The 16,783-nt window shown below is 62.6% G+C and carries 10 protein-coding genes; 3 read left to right on the top strand and 7 right to left on the bottom strand.

From position 1 onward, the window contains the following. The coding region (locus Q1A75_RS21375) for an IS30 family transposase (RefSeq protein ID WP_299641134.1) at positions 1-358 on the top strand (358 nt) is incomplete at its 5' end. A gap of 150 nt (positions 359-508) precedes the next feature. Here the strand turns inward: Q1A75_RS21375 and Q1A75_RS21380 are convergent. Together Q1A75_RS21380 and Q1A75_RS21385 are read right to left on the bottom strand one after the other, a co-directional pair. After that, a complete protein-coding gene (locus Q1A75_RS21380; protein ID WP_299555051.1) occupies positions 509-3,652 on the bottom strand; it encodes an efflux RND transporter permease subunit in 3,144 nt (1,047 codons plus the stop codon). Continuing rightward, positions 3,652-4,818, bottom strand: coding sequence for an efflux RND transporter periplasmic adaptor subunit (locus tag Q1A75_RS21385; RefSeq protein ID WP_299555052.1), 1,167 nt, complete (start codon positions 4,816-4,818; stop codon positions 3,652-3,654). The genes Q1A75_RS21380 and Q1A75_RS21385 overlap by 1 nt, the downstream gene beginning before the upstream one ends. A gap of 96 nt (positions 4,819-4,914) precedes the next feature. Here Q1A75_RS21385 and Q1A75_RS21390 point away from each other — a divergent pair, with 96 nt between their 5' ends. Then, positions 4,915-5,526 carry a TetR/AcrR family transcriptional regulator gene (locus Q1A75_RS21390; protein ID WP_299555054.1) on the top strand — a complete coding sequence of 204 codons (612 nt, stop codon included), beginning with the start codon at positions 4,915-4,917 and terminating at the stop codon, positions 5,524-5,526. Here the strand turns inward: Q1A75_RS21390 and Q1A75_RS21395 are convergent. The 5 genes from Q1A75_RS21395 to Q1A75_RS21415 all read right to left on the bottom strand — a co-directional run bounded on the left by Q1A75_RS21395 (position 5,523) and on the right by Q1A75_RS21415 (position 15,988). Beyond that, entirely contained in the window at positions 5,523-6,536 is a 1,014-nt protein-coding gene (locus Q1A75_RS21395; protein WP_299555056.1) for an AbrB family transcriptional regulator, read from the bottom strand. The genes Q1A75_RS21390 and Q1A75_RS21395 overlap by 4 nt on opposite strands. Continuing rightward, positions 6,533-7,168, bottom strand: a complete 636-nt coding sequence (locus tag Q1A75_RS21400; protein WP_299555058.1) for a GntR family transcriptional regulator — start codon at positions 7,166-7,168, stop codon at positions 6,533-6,535. The genes Q1A75_RS21395 and Q1A75_RS21400 overlap by 4 nt, the downstream gene beginning before the upstream one ends. A gap of 70 nt (positions 7,169-7,238) precedes the next feature. After that, positions 7,239-11,168 (bottom strand): translocation/assembly module TamB domain-containing protein, encoded by a 3,930-nt coding sequence (locus tag Q1A75_RS21405; protein WP_299592920.1) that lies wholly within the window; start codon positions 11,166-11,168, stop codon positions 7,239-7,241. After that, positions 11,168-12,952 carry a BamA/TamA family outer membrane protein gene (locus Q1A75_RS21410; RefSeq protein ID WP_299592918.1) on the bottom strand — a complete coding sequence of 595 codons (1,785 nt, stop codon included), beginning with the start codon at positions 12,950-12,952 and terminating at the stop codon, positions 11,168-11,170. Before Q1A75_RS21410 ends, Q1A75_RS21405 begins: the two co-directional genes overlap by 1 nt. A gap of 90 nt (positions 12,953-13,042) precedes the next feature. After that, positions 13,043-15,988: an ABC transporter transmembrane domain-containing protein gene (locus Q1A75_RS21415; protein WP_299592922.1), complete on the bottom strand. Its 2,946-nt coding sequence runs from the start codon at positions 15,986-15,988 to the stop codon at positions 13,043-13,045. 216 nt (positions 15,989-16,204) lie between these two features. Here Q1A75_RS21415 and Q1A75_RS21420 point away from each other — a divergent pair, with 216 nt between their 5' ends. Beyond that, positions 16,205-16,585: a DUF3307 domain-containing protein gene (locus Q1A75_RS21420; RefSeq protein ID WP_299592916.1), complete on the top strand. Its 381-nt coding sequence runs from the start codon at positions 16,205-16,207 to the stop codon at positions 16,583-16,585. Positions 16,586-16,783 lie beyond the last annotated feature (198 nt).

A 16,783-nucleotide genomic window follows, 5' to 3' on the forward strand; every position in this document is an offset into this window, starting at 1 on the left:
CAAGGACACGCAAAGCGTTATCACGGCTCTGATCAAACAGGCCCGTAAACTGTCCAAGAAACTGTACCGCTCACTGACATGGGATCGCGGATCAGAAATGACGGATCATCTGAGATTTACCGTGGCGACCAAAATCGACGTCTACTTCTGTGATCCGCAATCCCGCTGGCGGCGTGGAAGCAACGAGAATACCAACGGCCTCCTACGTCAATACTTCCCGCGCGGCCTCGACATGGTCACATACAGCCAGGCCAAACTCGGCGCCGTCGCAAGACAGTTGAACGAACGGCCTAGAAAAACCTTGCAATACCAAACCCCAGCCCAGAAGTCCGCCCAGTGTGTTGCGGCGATCCTATGAATCCACACTGCATTGCCGACCTTAGATTGGAAATGTTTGACGACTGTGCAAAACTTGCCTGATAGGCATTACAGGTTTTGTTAAAAAGCCTCGCGCATCTGGCCAAAGATGTGCGCTTTTCTACGCGAAGCGTGCTTTGGGTCTGATTGCCTACTCCGCAGCCTGACTGAACGGCGGATGCAGGACAAAGGGTGCGTCCTTGTCATTGTCCCGCTCCGCGGATGCCGCAGGCGTCCGGCGGACCCGGTGGATCAGGGCAAAGACTGGCGGCGTGAAATAGAAACTCACCACGGTGGACAGCAGCACACCCCCTGCCACGGACATCGCGAAGGGGGCCCAGAAGCCACCACCGGCGAGGATTAGGGGCAGGAAACCCCCGAAGGTCGTGATGGTGGTCGAGACGATGTGGCGGCTGGATCCCATGACCACATCGACCATGGCGTCCTTGTCGCCAGAGGCGGCCAAATCATCCTCTTGCAAGCCCGTCAGGATGATGATCGCGGCGTTGATCGACACACCAATCGAACCGATGACGCCGATGATGGCATTGATCCCGAACGGGTATTGGAAGATTGCTAGTGCAAGCAGGCTGAGGCCAGCCGACAAGCCGGAGACGACCAGCACCACTGCCGTCAGCCGGAAACTGTTGAAGGTCAGCGCGATGGCCGCAATGGACAGCGTCACGATCAGACCAAGGGAAGCGAGCAGATCGCTAAGCGTATCGGCGCGTGCATCGCTGTCGCCGCCAAGTTCGAGCCGCATGTTGGCTGGCACCGCGAAGCCGTTGGCTTCAAGTGCGGCCTGCACCTCAACCAGTGCTTCTTCGGGCAGTACATCGCGCAGGATGAACGCCTGCACCGTGTTGACCCGTTCGCCGTTGCGGCGGGTGATGCTGCTGGCGGCGGGCTCCAACTCGATGGTCGACACTGCGGACAGGGGCAGGGCAGGGCAGCGGCCTTGGGCTGATAGCTGTGCCGCATCCGGGCGCAGGATCGGCAGATCGCGGATGGCTTGAACCGAGCCGCGCGTGGCGTCGCCTAGACGGACACGGATGGGCAACTCTTCGTCCCCTTCGACCATGGAGCCACCCGTGACCCCCTCAAGCCCGGCCTGCAACTGCCCGGCAATCTGGCGCAGGTCGAGGCCAAGGATTTGCGCCTGCGCCTCGTTCACCGTGATAACGGCCTTGGGCGCGCCGCCACCGATGGTGCCGCGGGTCACAAGCACAGAATCGACGCCGGACATGATGCGCCGCACCTCGTCACCTGTTTCGCGCAGCGCCTCGAGGTCCTTGCCAACAAGCCGGATCTCGACGGGGGCATTGACCGGCGGGCCCTGCACCAGACCACGAACAAGGATTTCGGCCTCGGGTGCGGTCAGGGCCAGATCGCCTTGCAGGTCACGCAGGACAGCCTCTGTCGCTTCTGCCGATTGGGTGGTAAGCAGGGCGTGCGCGTGGCCGGGCGCGTTTTCGCGGGCACCGACGATGTTGTAGTAGAAGGCTGGCGCCGACCGCCCAACCGTCCACATCACCTGTTCAATCCTGTCATCCGCCAGCAAGCGGTCGTTCAGCCGTGCGACGACATCCTGCGTGTCGGCAATGCCCGCACCGGGTGCCAAATCCACCTCGATATAGAACTGGTCGCGGTCCACGCCGGGAAAGAATTGTGCCGTGAGTGTTGGCATGGACAGGAATCCAGTGACGGGCAGGATCAGCGCCAGCGCGATAGACCGGACAGGGTTTTTCACGGACCAGCGCAGCGACGCGGCAAAGACATGGCCCAATGCACCACTGTTCATGCCGCCGCGTGTCCCATCCGCGGGCAGCAGGTGACCTGCGATGGCCGGTGTCAGCGTGATCGCCACGACAAAGGACCAGCCCAGCATGATCACCACAGCGATGGCGATGGAGCCCACAAAATCACCTGCGGGACCGGGCAGCAGGATCAGGGGTGTAAAGGACAGGGCCGTGGTCACGGTTGATGCCAGCAAAGGCGCAAAGAGCCGTTTGACCGACTGTCCCGCCGCCTTGATGCGGCTCACGCCCTTTTCCAGCCGTTGGCCAACCTCGTCCGTCATCACGATGCCCGCGTCAACCAACAGGCCCAGGGCCACGATCAGGCCTGTGACACTCATCTGATGGATGGCAAGGCCGATGAAATTCATGGTGAACAGCGTGGCAAGGGTCACGACCGGCAGGATCAGCGCCACGATCATGGCGGACCGCAGGCCAAGGGTCAGCAGCAGCACACCGACCACAAGGCCAACGCCTATGGCCATGTTCAGGCCAACCTCTTGCAGGCGTTGAGCGGTGTAACCGGATTGGTCAAAGGTTAGGTCCAGCGAGACGCCCAAGGGGATGCCGGACTGGTATTCAGCTATCTCTTCACGGACAAAGGCCGCCCATTTATCGACTTGCAGCCCGCTTTCCAGCTTGGCGCCCACAAGGATGGCGGGGTTGCCGTTGTAGATCGCCAACTCGGCTTCCGGCAGACGCGGTCCGCGCGTGATCTTGGCCACCTGTGACAGGTAGGTGACGGCCCCGCTGTCCGAGCGGCGCACCACGATCTCACCCAAGCGGTCCAGCGCCTCGACCTCGCCCGCGACAGTGATCAGCAGGTCAGACCCCGCCGGGCGTACACGTCCGGCAGGGCCCTTGGCGTCGGCCTGGGCAATGGCACGGGAGACGTCACTTGCCGTCAGGCCAAGCGCGGCGGTGGCCACCGGGTCTAAGGTGACCAGCACCTCATCCTCTGGCGCACCGAACAACTCGACAAGTTCGGTGCCGGGGATGTTGCGCAGATCCTGGGCCAGGTCGCGGGCATAGCGGCCCAGGATCGTGGTTGAAATGCCCGGCTCGGCCGAAAGGGCCGCGATGGCGGCAAAGGCGCTGCCGCCCTCGGTGTCGAATTCCGGCTCGAAAGCGTCGGCGGGCAGGGTGGGGGACAGCTCGGCCAGATCATCGCGGATCTCGGCCCAGACCTGTTCAATGCGGTTGTCCGGGACGGTCACGCCCAACTCGACCGAGACGATGGAAATACCAGTCGAGGACGTGCTTTCGATCACGTCGACCTCGGACACCTCACGCAGGATGTCCTCAATGGGTTGGGTGACCAGCGCTTCGACCCGCGCGGGGTCTGCACCCGGCACCACGGTGGTGACGGTGCCAAAGAGGTTGGTGATTGTGGGGGCTTCCTGCCGTCCAATGGCCAGCAGCGAGGACAAGCCCGCCGCGATGATGACTAGAAGGGCAAGGGCAACAAGGCGAGGTTGGCGGAAGGTGAGGGTTTCCATCACTCCGCTCCGACCACGCGCACCCGGTCGCCCGGGACAAGACGGTGGGTGCCATCTGGCACGATCATGGCGTCACCCTGTAGCGTGCCACGGACAAAGGCCTTGCCATCTTCGACCTGCAGCACTTCGACGGCGGCAGCTTGGGCGGTGTAAAGGTCATCCTCATCCGGGTTCAGAACCATCACGGTCCAAAGCCCGCGCACCCCGTCCTGCAAGGCGCGCAGCGGAACAGAATACCCGTTCTGGTCAATCTGGCTGAGCAGTTTCAGTGTGCCGGAGGCGAGATAGACCGGATCATTCGTCTCAATCTCGAACAGCGCTGTGCGGGTGCGGGTTTGCGCATCCAGGTCGGGCCGGAAGCCGACGAAACGCGCGTCGTAGTCCACACCGTCGAGCGTTACGACGGCTGCGGTGTCCCGCACGTTCTGTGCCAGTCTTGGATCAATCCCAACACGGAAGATCGGGGCCGTCTCCTCACGAACATCAAGCACGGGCGCCCCCACGGCCATGATTGCGCCGGGGTCGACATTCCGCGCGCCCACGACACCGTCAAACGGGGCCAGCAATTCGGTCTGGCTCAGTTGCACCTCAACCTGCGTGATGGCGGCGTCCATTTCGGCGATCTGTGCCTGAAGCGCAGCAAGGTTCAGTGCCGTGTTATCCACCGCCTGATCCGAGGCAAAGCCACGATTGCGCAGCTCTTTCTGACGATCGGTCGTACGGCGGGACAGTTCCGCCTGCGCCTCAAGCGCTTCGCGCGAGGCAACAAGGCGGCTGCGTTCGGCCATCAGGATACGGGTGTCGAGCTTGGCAAGAACCTGGCCCGCCTTAACGCGGTCGCCTTCGTCCACGTCCAGGACGTTCAGGCGACCGCCCTGCTCGAAACTCAGGGCAACAGTCTGTGCCGCCTCGACCTGTCCGTGGAAGGCGCGGGTGACGGTCATGGTGTCAGCCGGTGTCACGCGGATTGCCGAAACGGTGCTGATCGGGGCGGGGGGCGGTGCATCCACGGCGGCGGCACGCGTGGTCAATGTGGCGCTGCCAATCCAGACCGCGCCCGCGGCGATGGCAATGACCGACGCAGTGCCGGTCAACGTGACGATCCCGCGCACAGTGCGCTTCCAAAGGGGTGGTTTCGGTGTATCCTTGGCGCGATCTTTAGGCATGGTGCCACTCCTTGACAGGAAGTAAGGGGTGCTTACTTATGGTAATAGACATATGTAATAGCCACTTACTTTGGCAAGGGAGAGAGGCAAAAAAACTTGGAGCAGACCACGGATAAGGCCCCCCGGACGCAGTATCACCACGGTGATCTGCGCGCGCATCTTATTGAAACTGTGCGCATTTTGGTCGAGGAGAAGGGCGCTGACGGGTTTTCGATTTCCGAGGCCGCGCGCCGCGCTGGCGTCAGTTCAGCCGCGCCCTACAAGCATTTCAACGACCGCGCAGAGATCGTGCGCGAGGTCGCCTTGGCGGGAATCGAGCGGATGCGCCAGCAGATGGATGACGCTGCAAAGGGGGCGTCAGGCGACGCTCTGGCGCCCATAACTGCGCTGGGCCTCTGCTATGCAAATTTTGCCCGGGCTGAACCGGGTGTGTTCCGCTTGATGTTTGGCCTGACCAAAGGACATGAACGCGATTCCGAGATGCGAGAGCGAGGCGACGGATGCCTTGCCATCGTCAAGCGCGAGGTGCGCGCAGCAATGCCTGACGACACCCCCGAGGCCGAGATCGAGCGCCGCAGCCTGATGCTGCACATGTTCGTGCACGGCCATGCCTTTCTGGAAATCGACGGCAAGCACGAGCTGGACCTGACGGACGAACAGGAAGCCATGATCGTGGCCGACATCTCGCGTCGGATCATCCGCGACTAACGGAAAATCCGTGCAAAGAGAGGCGCGCCGAGGATCACCACAAAAATACGCAAGACATGGTGCGCAATGACAAAGGCGACGTCGGCCCCGACAATTAGTGCCAGCACCGTTAACTCCGCCTGCCCGCCGGGGGCAAAGGCCAGCAGGGCCTCCATCCCCGGCGCAAGACCGGCGGCATAGACCCCTTCGACAAAGATGACCGTCAGCACGATCAGGATGCCGCAGAAGCCCAGCCCAGCCGTTAGATCGCGCCGAATTTCCGTCATGGTAATGCCGGTGTATTTCACGCCCACGGTTGTCCCGATAAAGAATTGGGCGGCCCAGATCGCTTCGGCCGGGGGGCGGTGTTGCAAGAGGCCAGCAAGGGCCATGGCCGCCGCTACGATCAGGGGGCCGAGTATCGATGCCCCGAACATGCCAAGCGCCTTGGCCCCGCGCCATCCCACCAGCGCCACCACCACCATCAGTCCCAACTGCGTGGGCGCCAACGTGGCCGCTGGCACGCCCGGCGGGTTGCTCAGGTCCGCATCCCAGACACCCCGCAGGATAAAGGGCAGGGCGACGACAATCACCAGAACCCGTGTGGCGTGGATCAGCGACAGGGTCCGTGGGTTGCCACCCGCCTCTTCCCCGAAGACCAGCATGTCCTGAATGCCGCCGGGCATCGCGCTGTAATAGCTGGTGACAAAGTCAAAACCCCAAAGTCTGCGGAAATAGGGCACACCTATCAGACCGATCACCGCGATCATGACCGGAATCAATAGTAACGTAGGCCACATGCCCAGCATTGACGCCAGTACAGCGGGTGTAATCGTGGCCCCCACGGCCACACCCAGCACCGTACGCATGCCTTGGTTGATCAATGGCGTGCCCGCCATGCGCACCCCCGAGAGGGCGCTGATTAGGCAGGCAAAGATTGGCCCCAGAAGCCACGGAAGGGGCAGGGACAGCCAATGAAACAGGGCAACGCCAAGTCCGGCAATCGCAAAGGTCATCACGACCCGGATCACCGGGCAAGGACCTTCAACCGGTACCGCAGCGAGGTCTGCAGATGCGCCTCGGCCGCTTCGCCTGCGGCCGCGCTATCCCTGGCAGCGATGGCCGTCAGGATGTCGTCATGCTGTGCCGTGACCACCTCGATCCGCTGCTTGTCCGCCAGTGTCGTCGGCCCCATCAGCATCAGGGCGTTGTTCAGTGCACGGGCCGCATCCAGCAGGAACCGATTGCGCGTGGCCAGATAGATGCCCCGGTGAAAATCCTGGTTCAGCGCCGCGGCCTCTGCCGGGCTGCTTTTGGACATGGTGCTGTTCAGATCGCGCAGGGCGTCAATTTCGGCGGCAGCCGCGTGTTTGGCTGCCATCTCGGCAGCGGTGCGTTCCAGCACGATCCGCATCTCGTACAGCTCGACCAGTTCTGCGTGACTGAGCTGACGGATGACCGCGCCCAGCCGGGGGCGGTGCTCCACGATGCCATCTGTTTCCAGCCGACGCAGCGCCTCGCGGACCGGGGTGCGGGACAGGTTCAGCCGGTCGGCCACATCGGTTTCGCGCAGACGATCGCCGGGCGCGTAGTCCCCCACACGGATCGCGGCAAGCAGCTGGGCATAGGCTGCCTCGCCTTGGGACATATCTCGATCTGCCATTGCGCCTCCGAAATGTATCCAATTGGATACAATGCGGGGGCGAGCGATACCAGCGTCAATTTAAACCAGCTCAGTAGTCCCGTTCGATAAAGATCCCGATGCCGGTATTGGCGTCCGCTGCGACCGTGCCGCGCGCCGTGACGTTTGGCGTCAGGTCAATGTTCAGCGATACTTCCGGCCCGTCCGGTCCACCCACAGTCACATCGGTGTAGACATTGTCGGAAATGTATTTGCCGGCCCGAACGGCGGTGTTGCCCTCGTCATCCGAGGTGACGTCAAGATCGTCCAGGGCAAACGATCCCCGCAGGCGTGACACGATCCCTTCACCACCTTGTCCGGCAATGGTGGCCACCGCGCTGGCGAGTTGCAGTGCCTGGAACGCCGACAGCTGCGTGATGTCCCGACCAAAGAAGATCTGGGCAAGTACCTGATCCTGTGGGGCTGCGGGTGTGGATTCGAATGTGACCTCTGGATCGTCCGCCGGTCCGTCAACCACGAGGCGCGCAGAGCCCGTCGAGGTTGGCGTTTCAGCCACTAACCGCAGGTATGGCTCAAATCGACCCTGCAAGCTGACGCGCCCTTCGCTCAGCTCAAAACGTTTGGTCAGGATGTCGATGCGGCCCCGGATCAGATCGAATTGCCCGGTCGAGATCATGTCCGCTGTCGTGCCGCTGAGCCGGAGCTGTCCACCCATCTCGGCATCGATACCGCGACCGCGGACAAAGATACGGTTGGGCGCGTTGATCAGGACATCCAGCGGATAGGCAGAACCCGTGGTGCTTTGGTCATCCGTCTGCACCAGCCCGGCGCGTTCCCGTGTGCGCATGACCGGACGCGTGGCTCCGATATGGGTGATGTTAGGCACCGATCCAAAGGTCGAGATGCCGCTCGACGGCACCCGGACATCCGTTTCGCCCAAGTTGATCTGGCCCGAAATGGCGGCCCCGCCCGTAAGAGGACCCCGCAGATCAACCTGCCCGTCAACCGTCGTGTTGTAGAGCCGCGGGTCGCGCAATGTGACCGCGTTCAGTGACACGTCCAACTGCGCCGGGAAGTTGCCGCTGAGTGTGATGGGCCCGGAAATGCCAACGCTGCCGCCCTCGGCGATGGCACCGGTGAAATCCAGCACGGCCTGCCCGTCGGACAGGTTGGCCGTGCCGGACAGATCCGAAATTGATACCGGCAGGCTGGGAGTGGCCACTTGCGCGCCTCGGGTTGAGATTTCGCCCGACACCGAGCTGAGCGCAGGGGGGCCGTTGACGCTCAGGTCAAAGTCAGCGGTGCCGATGATGGTACGCGGCGCGATGAACGCATTGGCAAGGCCAAGCTGCGCTTGTCCGCGCGCGTTCAGGTTCAGCGTTCCATCTGCCTGCACCCGTCCCGTTGTGGTTGCCGTGGTGCCTGAGGGACCAGCGACGCGGGCAATGATGTCGTAGTCCGCGCCCTCTTGTTGGGCCGTGCCGTTGACTGTCATGCTGCCCGCCAACCCGGGCACCAGCGCGGCCACGTTCGGCAAGGTCAGGGCATAGCCTGCACCCAGAACACCGTCCCGCAGACTGGCACTGACGCGGCCCGAACTGCTGTAGGGGCCAGCGACATCTGTAATGACTTCCCATCCGTCGGCGGTTTGCGACAGCGTACCGTCCAGTGCCAGCGGGCCGTTCACGCCCGGTGCGACCGCCGCGACATTGGGTAGGCGCAGGTTGAAATCCGTGTCCAGCGATGCTGTATAGGTGCCCGAAACCGTGCCCGCGCTATCATATGGCCCTGTCACCTGCGCATCAAAGGCCCATCCATCTGCCGTTTGGGCCACATCTCCGTTCAATGTGGCTGCGCCGGGGACACCGGGGGCAAAGGCACTGATCGTTGGCACGGCCACATCATAGCGCGCGGTCAGGTCTGTGCCATCGAACGCGCCGGTAACCTCGGCTCGGGTTTCTGCCGGACCGTCGATGGTGCTGCCGAACTGCCAGGCACCGTCCACCTGTTCGGCGGTGGCGGTCAGTTGCACGCCACCGTCGATCTGCGGGACGATGGGTGACAGATCCCCCACCACCGCTTCAAGCGCGACTTCGGTGCCATCAGGTGCGACGCGCGCGGTGCCCGTGGCCGTGCTGCCCAGCGGTCCGGTCAGACCCGCAGCGATGTCCCAGACCTCGCCGCTCTGAGTGGCCGTTCCGTCCACGGTCAGCGGGCCCTCGACCGCCTCGGTCAGTTGGCCAATATCCGCGAGGGCGGCATTGAACCGCGCGACCGACCCGCCGGTGCGCAGATCAGCCGATGCGGTCAGCTCAAGGGCCGGGTTTTCCAGTATCAGCCGGTCAACGAATGTTCCCGTGGTGTCGCGGCGGGCGGCAAGCACAAGGTCCGTCTGCCCAGCAAGCAACGTATCGGCCTGCGCGACACCAAGGGCCAACTCACGCGTCTGGCCGCGCACCTCGACATCGAAAAAGCCGCCAAGGGCTGCCGTCCCCGACAGTGACAGATCGCCCGCCCCCGACAGCTCCAACCCGGCCAGGCCTGCAAAGGCTGACAGGTCTTGTGTCACAAGCGCGGTGTCGAACTGCGTCTCGAACCCCTTGTCGAACCCGTTGACCTGCGCCTGCCCGCTCAGCGCCCATGCGGCACTGGCCAGCGACAGGTCCGTCAGGACCAGCGGAGCGTCATCGGCATAAGCGATATCGAACCCACCAGACAGGGCAGAGCCGACAGCGCGCGACAGGGCTGGATCGCTCAGGTCCACTCCACTTGCGTCGACATTCACGCGGCCTGACAGTGCTCCGATTGCACCAACCGCTCCGCTTAGTGTCCCGTCGAAGCGCAGCGCCATCTCGTCCACGGTTGCATCTGTCTGTTCAACGCCTGCCGCGTTGATCCGTGCGACCAGGGCATCACTTTGATCAGCATCGAAATCGATGGCGATAGACGCGCGTGCGATGCGCGTGTCACTGGGCAGTCGCACAGTTGTCCCATCGGGGTCTGCAAGCGTGCCTTCGATATCCAGCAAGGTCGGCCATGCATCGCTGTTCAAATTGGCGCGACCAGCCACTTGTAGGGCACGGGTGTCCAATGCAAAGGCGTCCAATGTCAAAGCGCCGTCCGTATCGCGGCTGCCGCGCGCGGTCAGCGCCACCTCGGTTCCGAAAAACGCGCGGTATTGCTGCAGGAACAGGGCGGACACATCTCCATCCAACGCCGCTTCAAAGGACATCGGTCCATCCGCTTCACCTTGCAGGGCCAGCGTGCCCGCCAGGCGCTGCGTGTCATCCGTGCGCAGATCCAGGGTCGCGTTGAAATCATTGAGCGTGCCTGCGCCCGCGACGGTCAGGTCAACGCTGGGACGGTCGGGAATGTTCAGCACCCCTGAAACCAGACCGCCTGCGCCCTCCTCCAACGCCAGATCAAGGGACAGGTCGCGGGTGTCATTGGCATAGGCCGCCGTGACATCGAACACCCCGCGGTCAACATCGGTGCGGGTCGCGGTGATACGTGTGTTGCCGGCTCCATCCGCCAAAGCCGCGGCACCCGAAACGGACAATGTGGCCTCTTCCCCCAGCACCGGGGCACCCAGCACAACCTCGGCCAGATCAAGCTGCGCGATGCTGATCGATGCGGGTAGGTCTGGCAGGGTAAAGGGGGCCGCTTCGGGCGCTGGCAGGTCGCTTGGTGTGGCGATGGGCAGGCGGGGCAGGTCGATGCGGCCCGCGCGCAGTTCCTGAATATCGATGGCGGCGCGGAACAGGGCGCGGCGGTTCCACTGCATGACGACGTCTTCCAGCGTCAGCCAGATGCCCTCGTTGTCGGCAATCGTGATGCGGTCGATCGTGGCCCGGCTGCTCAGCGCGCCTGCAAACCCGTCGATGCGCACGGTACGCCCGTCGCCGCCGAGGCTCCGTTCCAAAAGACCAACCAGAAAACCGCGATCTTCGCTATCGTCCTGTGCAAGCGCTGCCATCGGCCAGATCAGGGTTATGGTCAGGAAAAGGGCCAGATACCGCATCAGAATGCCTGCCCGATGCCGATATAGAACTCAAGCCCGGAACTGTCGCCCGGACCCGAACCCGGCAACGCCACGTCCAGTCGTATGGGGCCGATGCCCGTGTCATAGCGAATGCCCGCGCCGAACCCCGTGTGCCATTCCCCCGACCCGTCGATGAAGCTTTCGGGCCCGACATAGCCCGCGTCATAGAAGCCCACGACTGAAAACTTCTCGCCCGTCTTGATGCGCATTTCACCCGATATCCCGGCAAAGGATCGGCCACCAATGGTCACGCCCGGGCTCAGGTCGACACCAAGGGACTGGTAGTCCTGCCCCCGCACCGTGCCACTGCTACCAGAGAAGAACAAGAAGTCGGCGGGCGCTTCCTCGATCGACGGCCCTGCAACCGATCCCAACAGCCCGCGCACGGCCAGAACCACGCGGTCGCCAAGCTTGCGGTAAGTGCGCACGTCGATGGTGGACAGCACCCCTTCGCTGGTGCCTTCGATGTTCAGGAAGGGGCGCACTGACGCTTCGGCATAGTAGCCACCGGTCGGGTTCAGGGGATCATCGCGCCGATCGAACTTGGCCCTGAAGGGGAAAGTGAGGATCGTATAGTCCCGTTCGCCTAGATCATCGCGTGTCTCGGCCCGCTGAAGGCCGATGCCGTAGCTGTATTCGCGGTCTTCACTGGCGAAATAAACCGTGCTGAACTCAAGCCGTGCGGTGCGGGCGAACAGGTTTGGGTCATCGCGCTGTTCAATTTCAGCAAGCAATACAGCCTCAAGATCGGTGCGCCATGTGGCCGGGCGGGACAGTTGCGCCCCAAGCCGGAAGTCGATGCCGTCAGTGTCGCCGCCGACACCCGAAACCTCGCCCTCGATCTGCAAACGCTCGGCTCCGCCAAAGATGTTGCGGTGCAACCAGAGCGCGCTGACGCTCAGACCATCCAGCGTGCCGTATTCTGCACCAAAGCTGTAGCGGCGGGGCAGTTGGTCGGTGATCTGCCCTGTGACATCCAGTGTGCCGTCAGGGTTGGCCGTCTCCGCTTCGGCCAACGTGGCCGAGGCAAAGGTGCCCGTGCGGCGCAGCCGGGTTTCGACTTTGTCGAGCGTGTCGGGATCAAACACTTCGCCGCTGGGCCAGCCCGCGATCTCGCGGATGCGCTTTTCGCGTACGGCGCTTTCGCCCTCAAGGGTCAGGCGCCCCAGCCGCAGACGCGGACCGGGGTCCAGCCGGACATCCGCATCCAATTGTCTCGCGGGATGGTTGGCTGTGATCTGCTGGCTCTCGACGGCGGCCTTGGCATGGCCCTCGTGCCGCCACCCGTCGATGCCAGCACCGGTCGCATCGCGCAGGGCGGACACGCTGGCCGTCTGCCCGCGTTGTACTTGTGGGGCGGGGGCTGTGCCAGGCGCGAGCGGGCGCACGTTGACCGTGCCGAAGGTGAACACCCGGCCCGGGTCCACGGTCATGATCACGGTATCAACGCTTTGCGGGGCTGACACCGGCGACAGGCCAGCTGCCTCTTGTCCGTCAACGGTGATTGAAATGGTGGGGCCAAAATACCCCTTGTCATACAGAAGGGCGATCAGGCGGGCATAGTCAGCTTGTGCGGCGCTGATCACATCGATGGAGCGCGCGCTGCCTTCTTCGTCCAGCAATCCTGCGGTCAGGGATGCGGCCCGCAAGTCGTCTGTCAGTGCATCGGGTGCACGTACGACCACATCCAGCGCCCATGAAGGAACCGACAGGCCAAGGCTGGCCCCGCAGACTGCCAGAAACCGACAGGTTTTCCGATACATCGCAGCACTCCACCGCGCGCTGTGCGCGGCCTATGCTACGTGCATGCCAAATCTGCGCAGAAGGTTCCAGCGCATTGATCGCAAACGCGGTCAGGTTTTGACGTAACCGGCAACAACCTGCAACAGGCGGAAGGCGGTGGCTGCATCGTTTTCCACCACGGCAATGAACTCTTCTTCGCCGATGCGCAGGCAGGTCAGTTCGCTCTTGGCGCGCATATCCAGCGCGCGGGGTTCGCTGCGGATCAGGCCCAATTCGCCCACGAGGGCACCAGCGCCCACGGTGGCAATCAACGTGTCATCGGTCCCATCCTGTGGCAGCAACAGATCGGCCTCGCCCTCGATGACCATGTACGCACCGTCGGTCGGATCGTCATTCTTGTGGAACACGTATTCCCCTGGATGCGCCGTGTACCATCGCGCCCCAAAGGCCATCAGGCGCAGCTGCTTGCGCTTGAGGCTCGAAAACATCGGGGCCTGACGTAACGCATCGACCTTGCGTGCAAGGTCTGCACTGGCATCGGTACCGGCTTCGACCCGCTCACCTTCCGTGCCCTGCAACCGGCCTTGCACGATCTCGACATGCGCGTCGAACGCGTCTTCTTCCTCGAACGCTGCTCCCAGAAAGACCAGGGTCGCTTCGGGCAATAGGTTGCGCAGGTTGCGGAACAGCGCGGCGCGCGTTTCCTCTCCATAGCTGGCCATTGGCTCATCCAGGATCAGGATATCGGGCCGCTTGATCGTGGCGCGGCTGATCGACAACGGCTCGGCAAAGAGGGCAGGCAGGTTGGCACCACCCAGGGCAATCGGCACGTCAAAGACCAGTTCCAGCACCAGCTGGTTCACACCCGCCTCGGTCAGCGCCTTGACCACAATGCGGCGCAGGTCATCGGCCCGTGCACCGGCACTGTCGGACACCTTGCCATAAAGCGCATTTTCCAGAACCGACAACCCATGCACATGGGCATCGGGCTGGATCGGGACAAAGATTTCATGCATCTGCTTGCGCAAGGTCGCGCCATGTTCGGTCCGCATGTTCAGCACCCGTGCGCGCACATCGTCGGGAAAGGCCGCGGCAACCTGTTCGGCCGTGATATTGGTGGGGATACTCAACAGCAGCGCCAGTTCCTTGTCCGTGATATCAGACCCGGCGGGCTTCCGATCAACCAGTTCAAGGGCGGCCTCATAGATATCGACCTCTAGGCCCAGCTTGCGGAACAGCGGGTGATCCGTGCCGTTGGGGCCAAAGGTCTGGCGCAGGATCTCAAGGATATTGCGGGCCATCATTTCAAGGTTCGAGGCCAGCGACAGATCATGCAGCAACTGCAGGAATTCAACCTCTGCCTCGATCATCTCGGGGCCAATGACCTCACGCGGGGTGGCAAACAGCACGTTCTCGGCAACGGGCAGGGCCGGGTTGTACGTGTCGGGATCGAAGGCGTGAACATAGCGATCAAGCCCCGCCTCGGCCACGGCGGCAGCCACTTTGGGGCGCAGGTCGATCAGGGCCTGCGCAAGTTGCGGGTGTGCCTTTTCGTCAAAGGTCTGATCCATCGTCCGGCGGGTCAGCGCATCTCCTGACCCGCTGCTGTCAATGACGGTGTACCACCACGCCCGCAGCGCGTCCTTGTCTGGAACACCCGCAATGGTGGGGTCCAGCCATTTGCCATCCACCATGTCCGGCGTGTTGCCCGCCCGGATAGCTTCGCGCTTGAATTCGGTCTCTTCGGCTGCGGTTGTGGGGCAAAGGCGCATCGGCATCATCACGTTCTGACCATAGCTGCCCTGGAACATGATGGGGCGCGAATTGGCATGACCGACGCGTTTGGCAATCACGGTCTGATGCAGCGACCGAATGTCATGGCCGGACACTGTCACCGTCCCACTGGTTGGCAGCGTTTCACGCGTCAGCACCTCGGCCAAGGCGCGCCGATCCTCATCATTGGGGGCGGTGATGGCAAGGCTGCTGCCCGCGGGGACAGCCAGTGAGATGTCTTCCAACACTGCATTGCCGTCGCCATCGCTGACGGTGACCTGATCCAGAACGATGTCCCCGGTCAGCCGGGGCGTTTCCGGCGCCGGGCCATAGAACAGACTGTCGTCGATCATGCCCGCAGGTGCAAAGCGTTCGGTGATCGTCTCCCACCGCAGCGACATGTCGGCGACCTGGTTGTAGTAAGCCAGCAGCTCTTTCCACGGGCTGGACAGGTCCTTGTAGGCAGCAAGGGCCGCCACCAGCGCGCCGATGGTCACGTCGCCCTGAATGACCAGATAGCCACCAATGGAAAAGAAGAAGAACGGGGTCAGCTGCGTGATGAAGTTGTTGAGGAACTTCATGAAGAATTTCTTCTGGTAGATCTCGAACCGGATGGCAAAAAGATTGCCCAGCCGGTTCCCGATCATCGCCATGCGAAAACGCCAGCCGCCATTGACGCGCAACGTGCCTGCGCCCGCCGCGCCTTCACCGATTTCGGCGGCCAGCGCACGCACCTGTATCACACGCTTCTTGTTCAGCAGGTTGATCTGACGTTGCAGCTTGGGGATCAGCCACGCCTGCAGTGGAATCAATGCAATGGCGGCAAAGCCGAATGCAATGGACTGGAAGAACAGAAAACCAAGGATCGTCAGCATCTGCCCGGCCTGCAGTACCGGCTGCGCAATGGCGTCGCCCATCAGCCCGCCCATGGGTTCACTTTCGGCCGTGACCATGCTGACCAACTCGCCCTGGCTGGTGCGCTCGAAATAGGGCTGTGGAAAGCGCAAGATGCGGGCGATCAGAGTATAGCGCAGGCGGCGCAGCAGGCGCTCGGCCAGCACACCCTTCATCGTGTTGATGCGCATCTTCAGCAGGCCATGACATAGGACGGCCACCAGAAAGCCGCCGCACAGTATCATCAGATAGGTGATCTGATCGAACTCGTAGCCATAGGCCGAAATGGTCGGAGAACCCGAGCCGATCGCATCGTTGATGATCTGCTTTGGCAGCTCCAGCGTCAGGTACAGAAGCGGAAACAGTGTCAGCGTCACCACCAGCAGGATCAACTGATCGCGTTTCGAGTACTTCCAAATAAATCCAAAGAGGGAGCGTTCTATGATGCCTGTCCACGTCCTGAAGGGGCGGGAATTACGCCCGCCGTCAGCCTAACAACGGGGATCACGGGAAATCAATGGCACGTCAGCATACGGTCCGGCATGGATTGCGACAAAACGTATGGCAGCCTAGGGTAAACGCAGAGGAAACGCGAAAGGCACCCTTTGACCGACCCTGTTATCTTTGCTTTGGTTCTGCTGTTCCTGCTGCAGGCAAAGCACCTGTTTGCTGACTTCTACATGCAAACGCCAAGGATGCTGGCGAACCGCGGGCGCTACCTGCACGTGGGGCGGTTGCAACATGCCGGGCTGCATGGGGTGGGGTCTCTGGTGGCGATGGTGCTGGTCGGCGTGCCCGTGGCCATGGCGCTGATCGTGGCGCTGGTCGAATGGGCCGTGCATTTCCACATCGACTGGGGCAAGGGGCGCTGGTCCGAACATACAGGCCACGGGCCCGATCAGGGCGGCTTCTGGCGGGCCTTCGGGCTGGATCAGGCGCTGCACCAATGGACCTATCTGATCATGGTCTGGGTTGTGCTGCCTTAGGGGGCGGTCGGTACTGTGCATGCGCCATTTATTCACGGTGCGAAGCCGCAAGTGGCGGGACAAAGTGAGCTTTCGCTGCGTTCGTTCCAATGGCGGCTTTTCAGTTGTCTGATACGCGTGGCCCCCTAGGCTCAGGACCCATTGATTTCCGCTGCGGGGCGTGTTTCACGGCTGCAAAAAGCGGTGAACATGTCTGAT

The sequence above is a fragment of the uncultured Tateyamaria sp. genome (assembly GCF_947504105.1).
Classification (GTDB): domain Bacteria; phylum Pseudomonadota; class Alphaproteobacteria; order Rhodobacterales; family Rhodobacteraceae; genus Tateyamaria.

What these genes read in the sequence shown, in the direction of transcription:
- Q1A75_RS21385 (WP_299555052.1), bottom strand. Translation starts at nt 4,818, where the DNA reads ATGCCTAAAGATCGCGCCAAGGATACACCGAAACCACCCCTTTGGAAG.
- Q1A75_RS21400 (WP_299555058.1), bottom strand. Translation starts at nt 7,168, where the DNA reads ATGGCAGATCGAGATATGTCCCAAGGCGAGGCAGCCTATGCCCAGCTG.
- Q1A75_RS21410 (WP_299592918.1), bottom strand. Translation starts at nt 12,952, where the DNA reads ATGTATCGGAAAACCTGTCGGTTTCTGGCAGTCTGCGGGGCCAGCCTT.
- Q1A75_RS21380 (WP_299555051.1), bottom strand. Translation starts at nt 3,652, where the DNA reads ATGGAAACCCTCACCTTCCGCCAACCTCGCCTTGTTGCCCTTGCCCTT.
- Q1A75_RS21405 (WP_299592920.1), bottom strand. Translation starts at nt 11,168, where the DNA reads ATGCGGTATCTGGCCCTTTTCCTGACCATAACCCTGATCTGGCCGATG.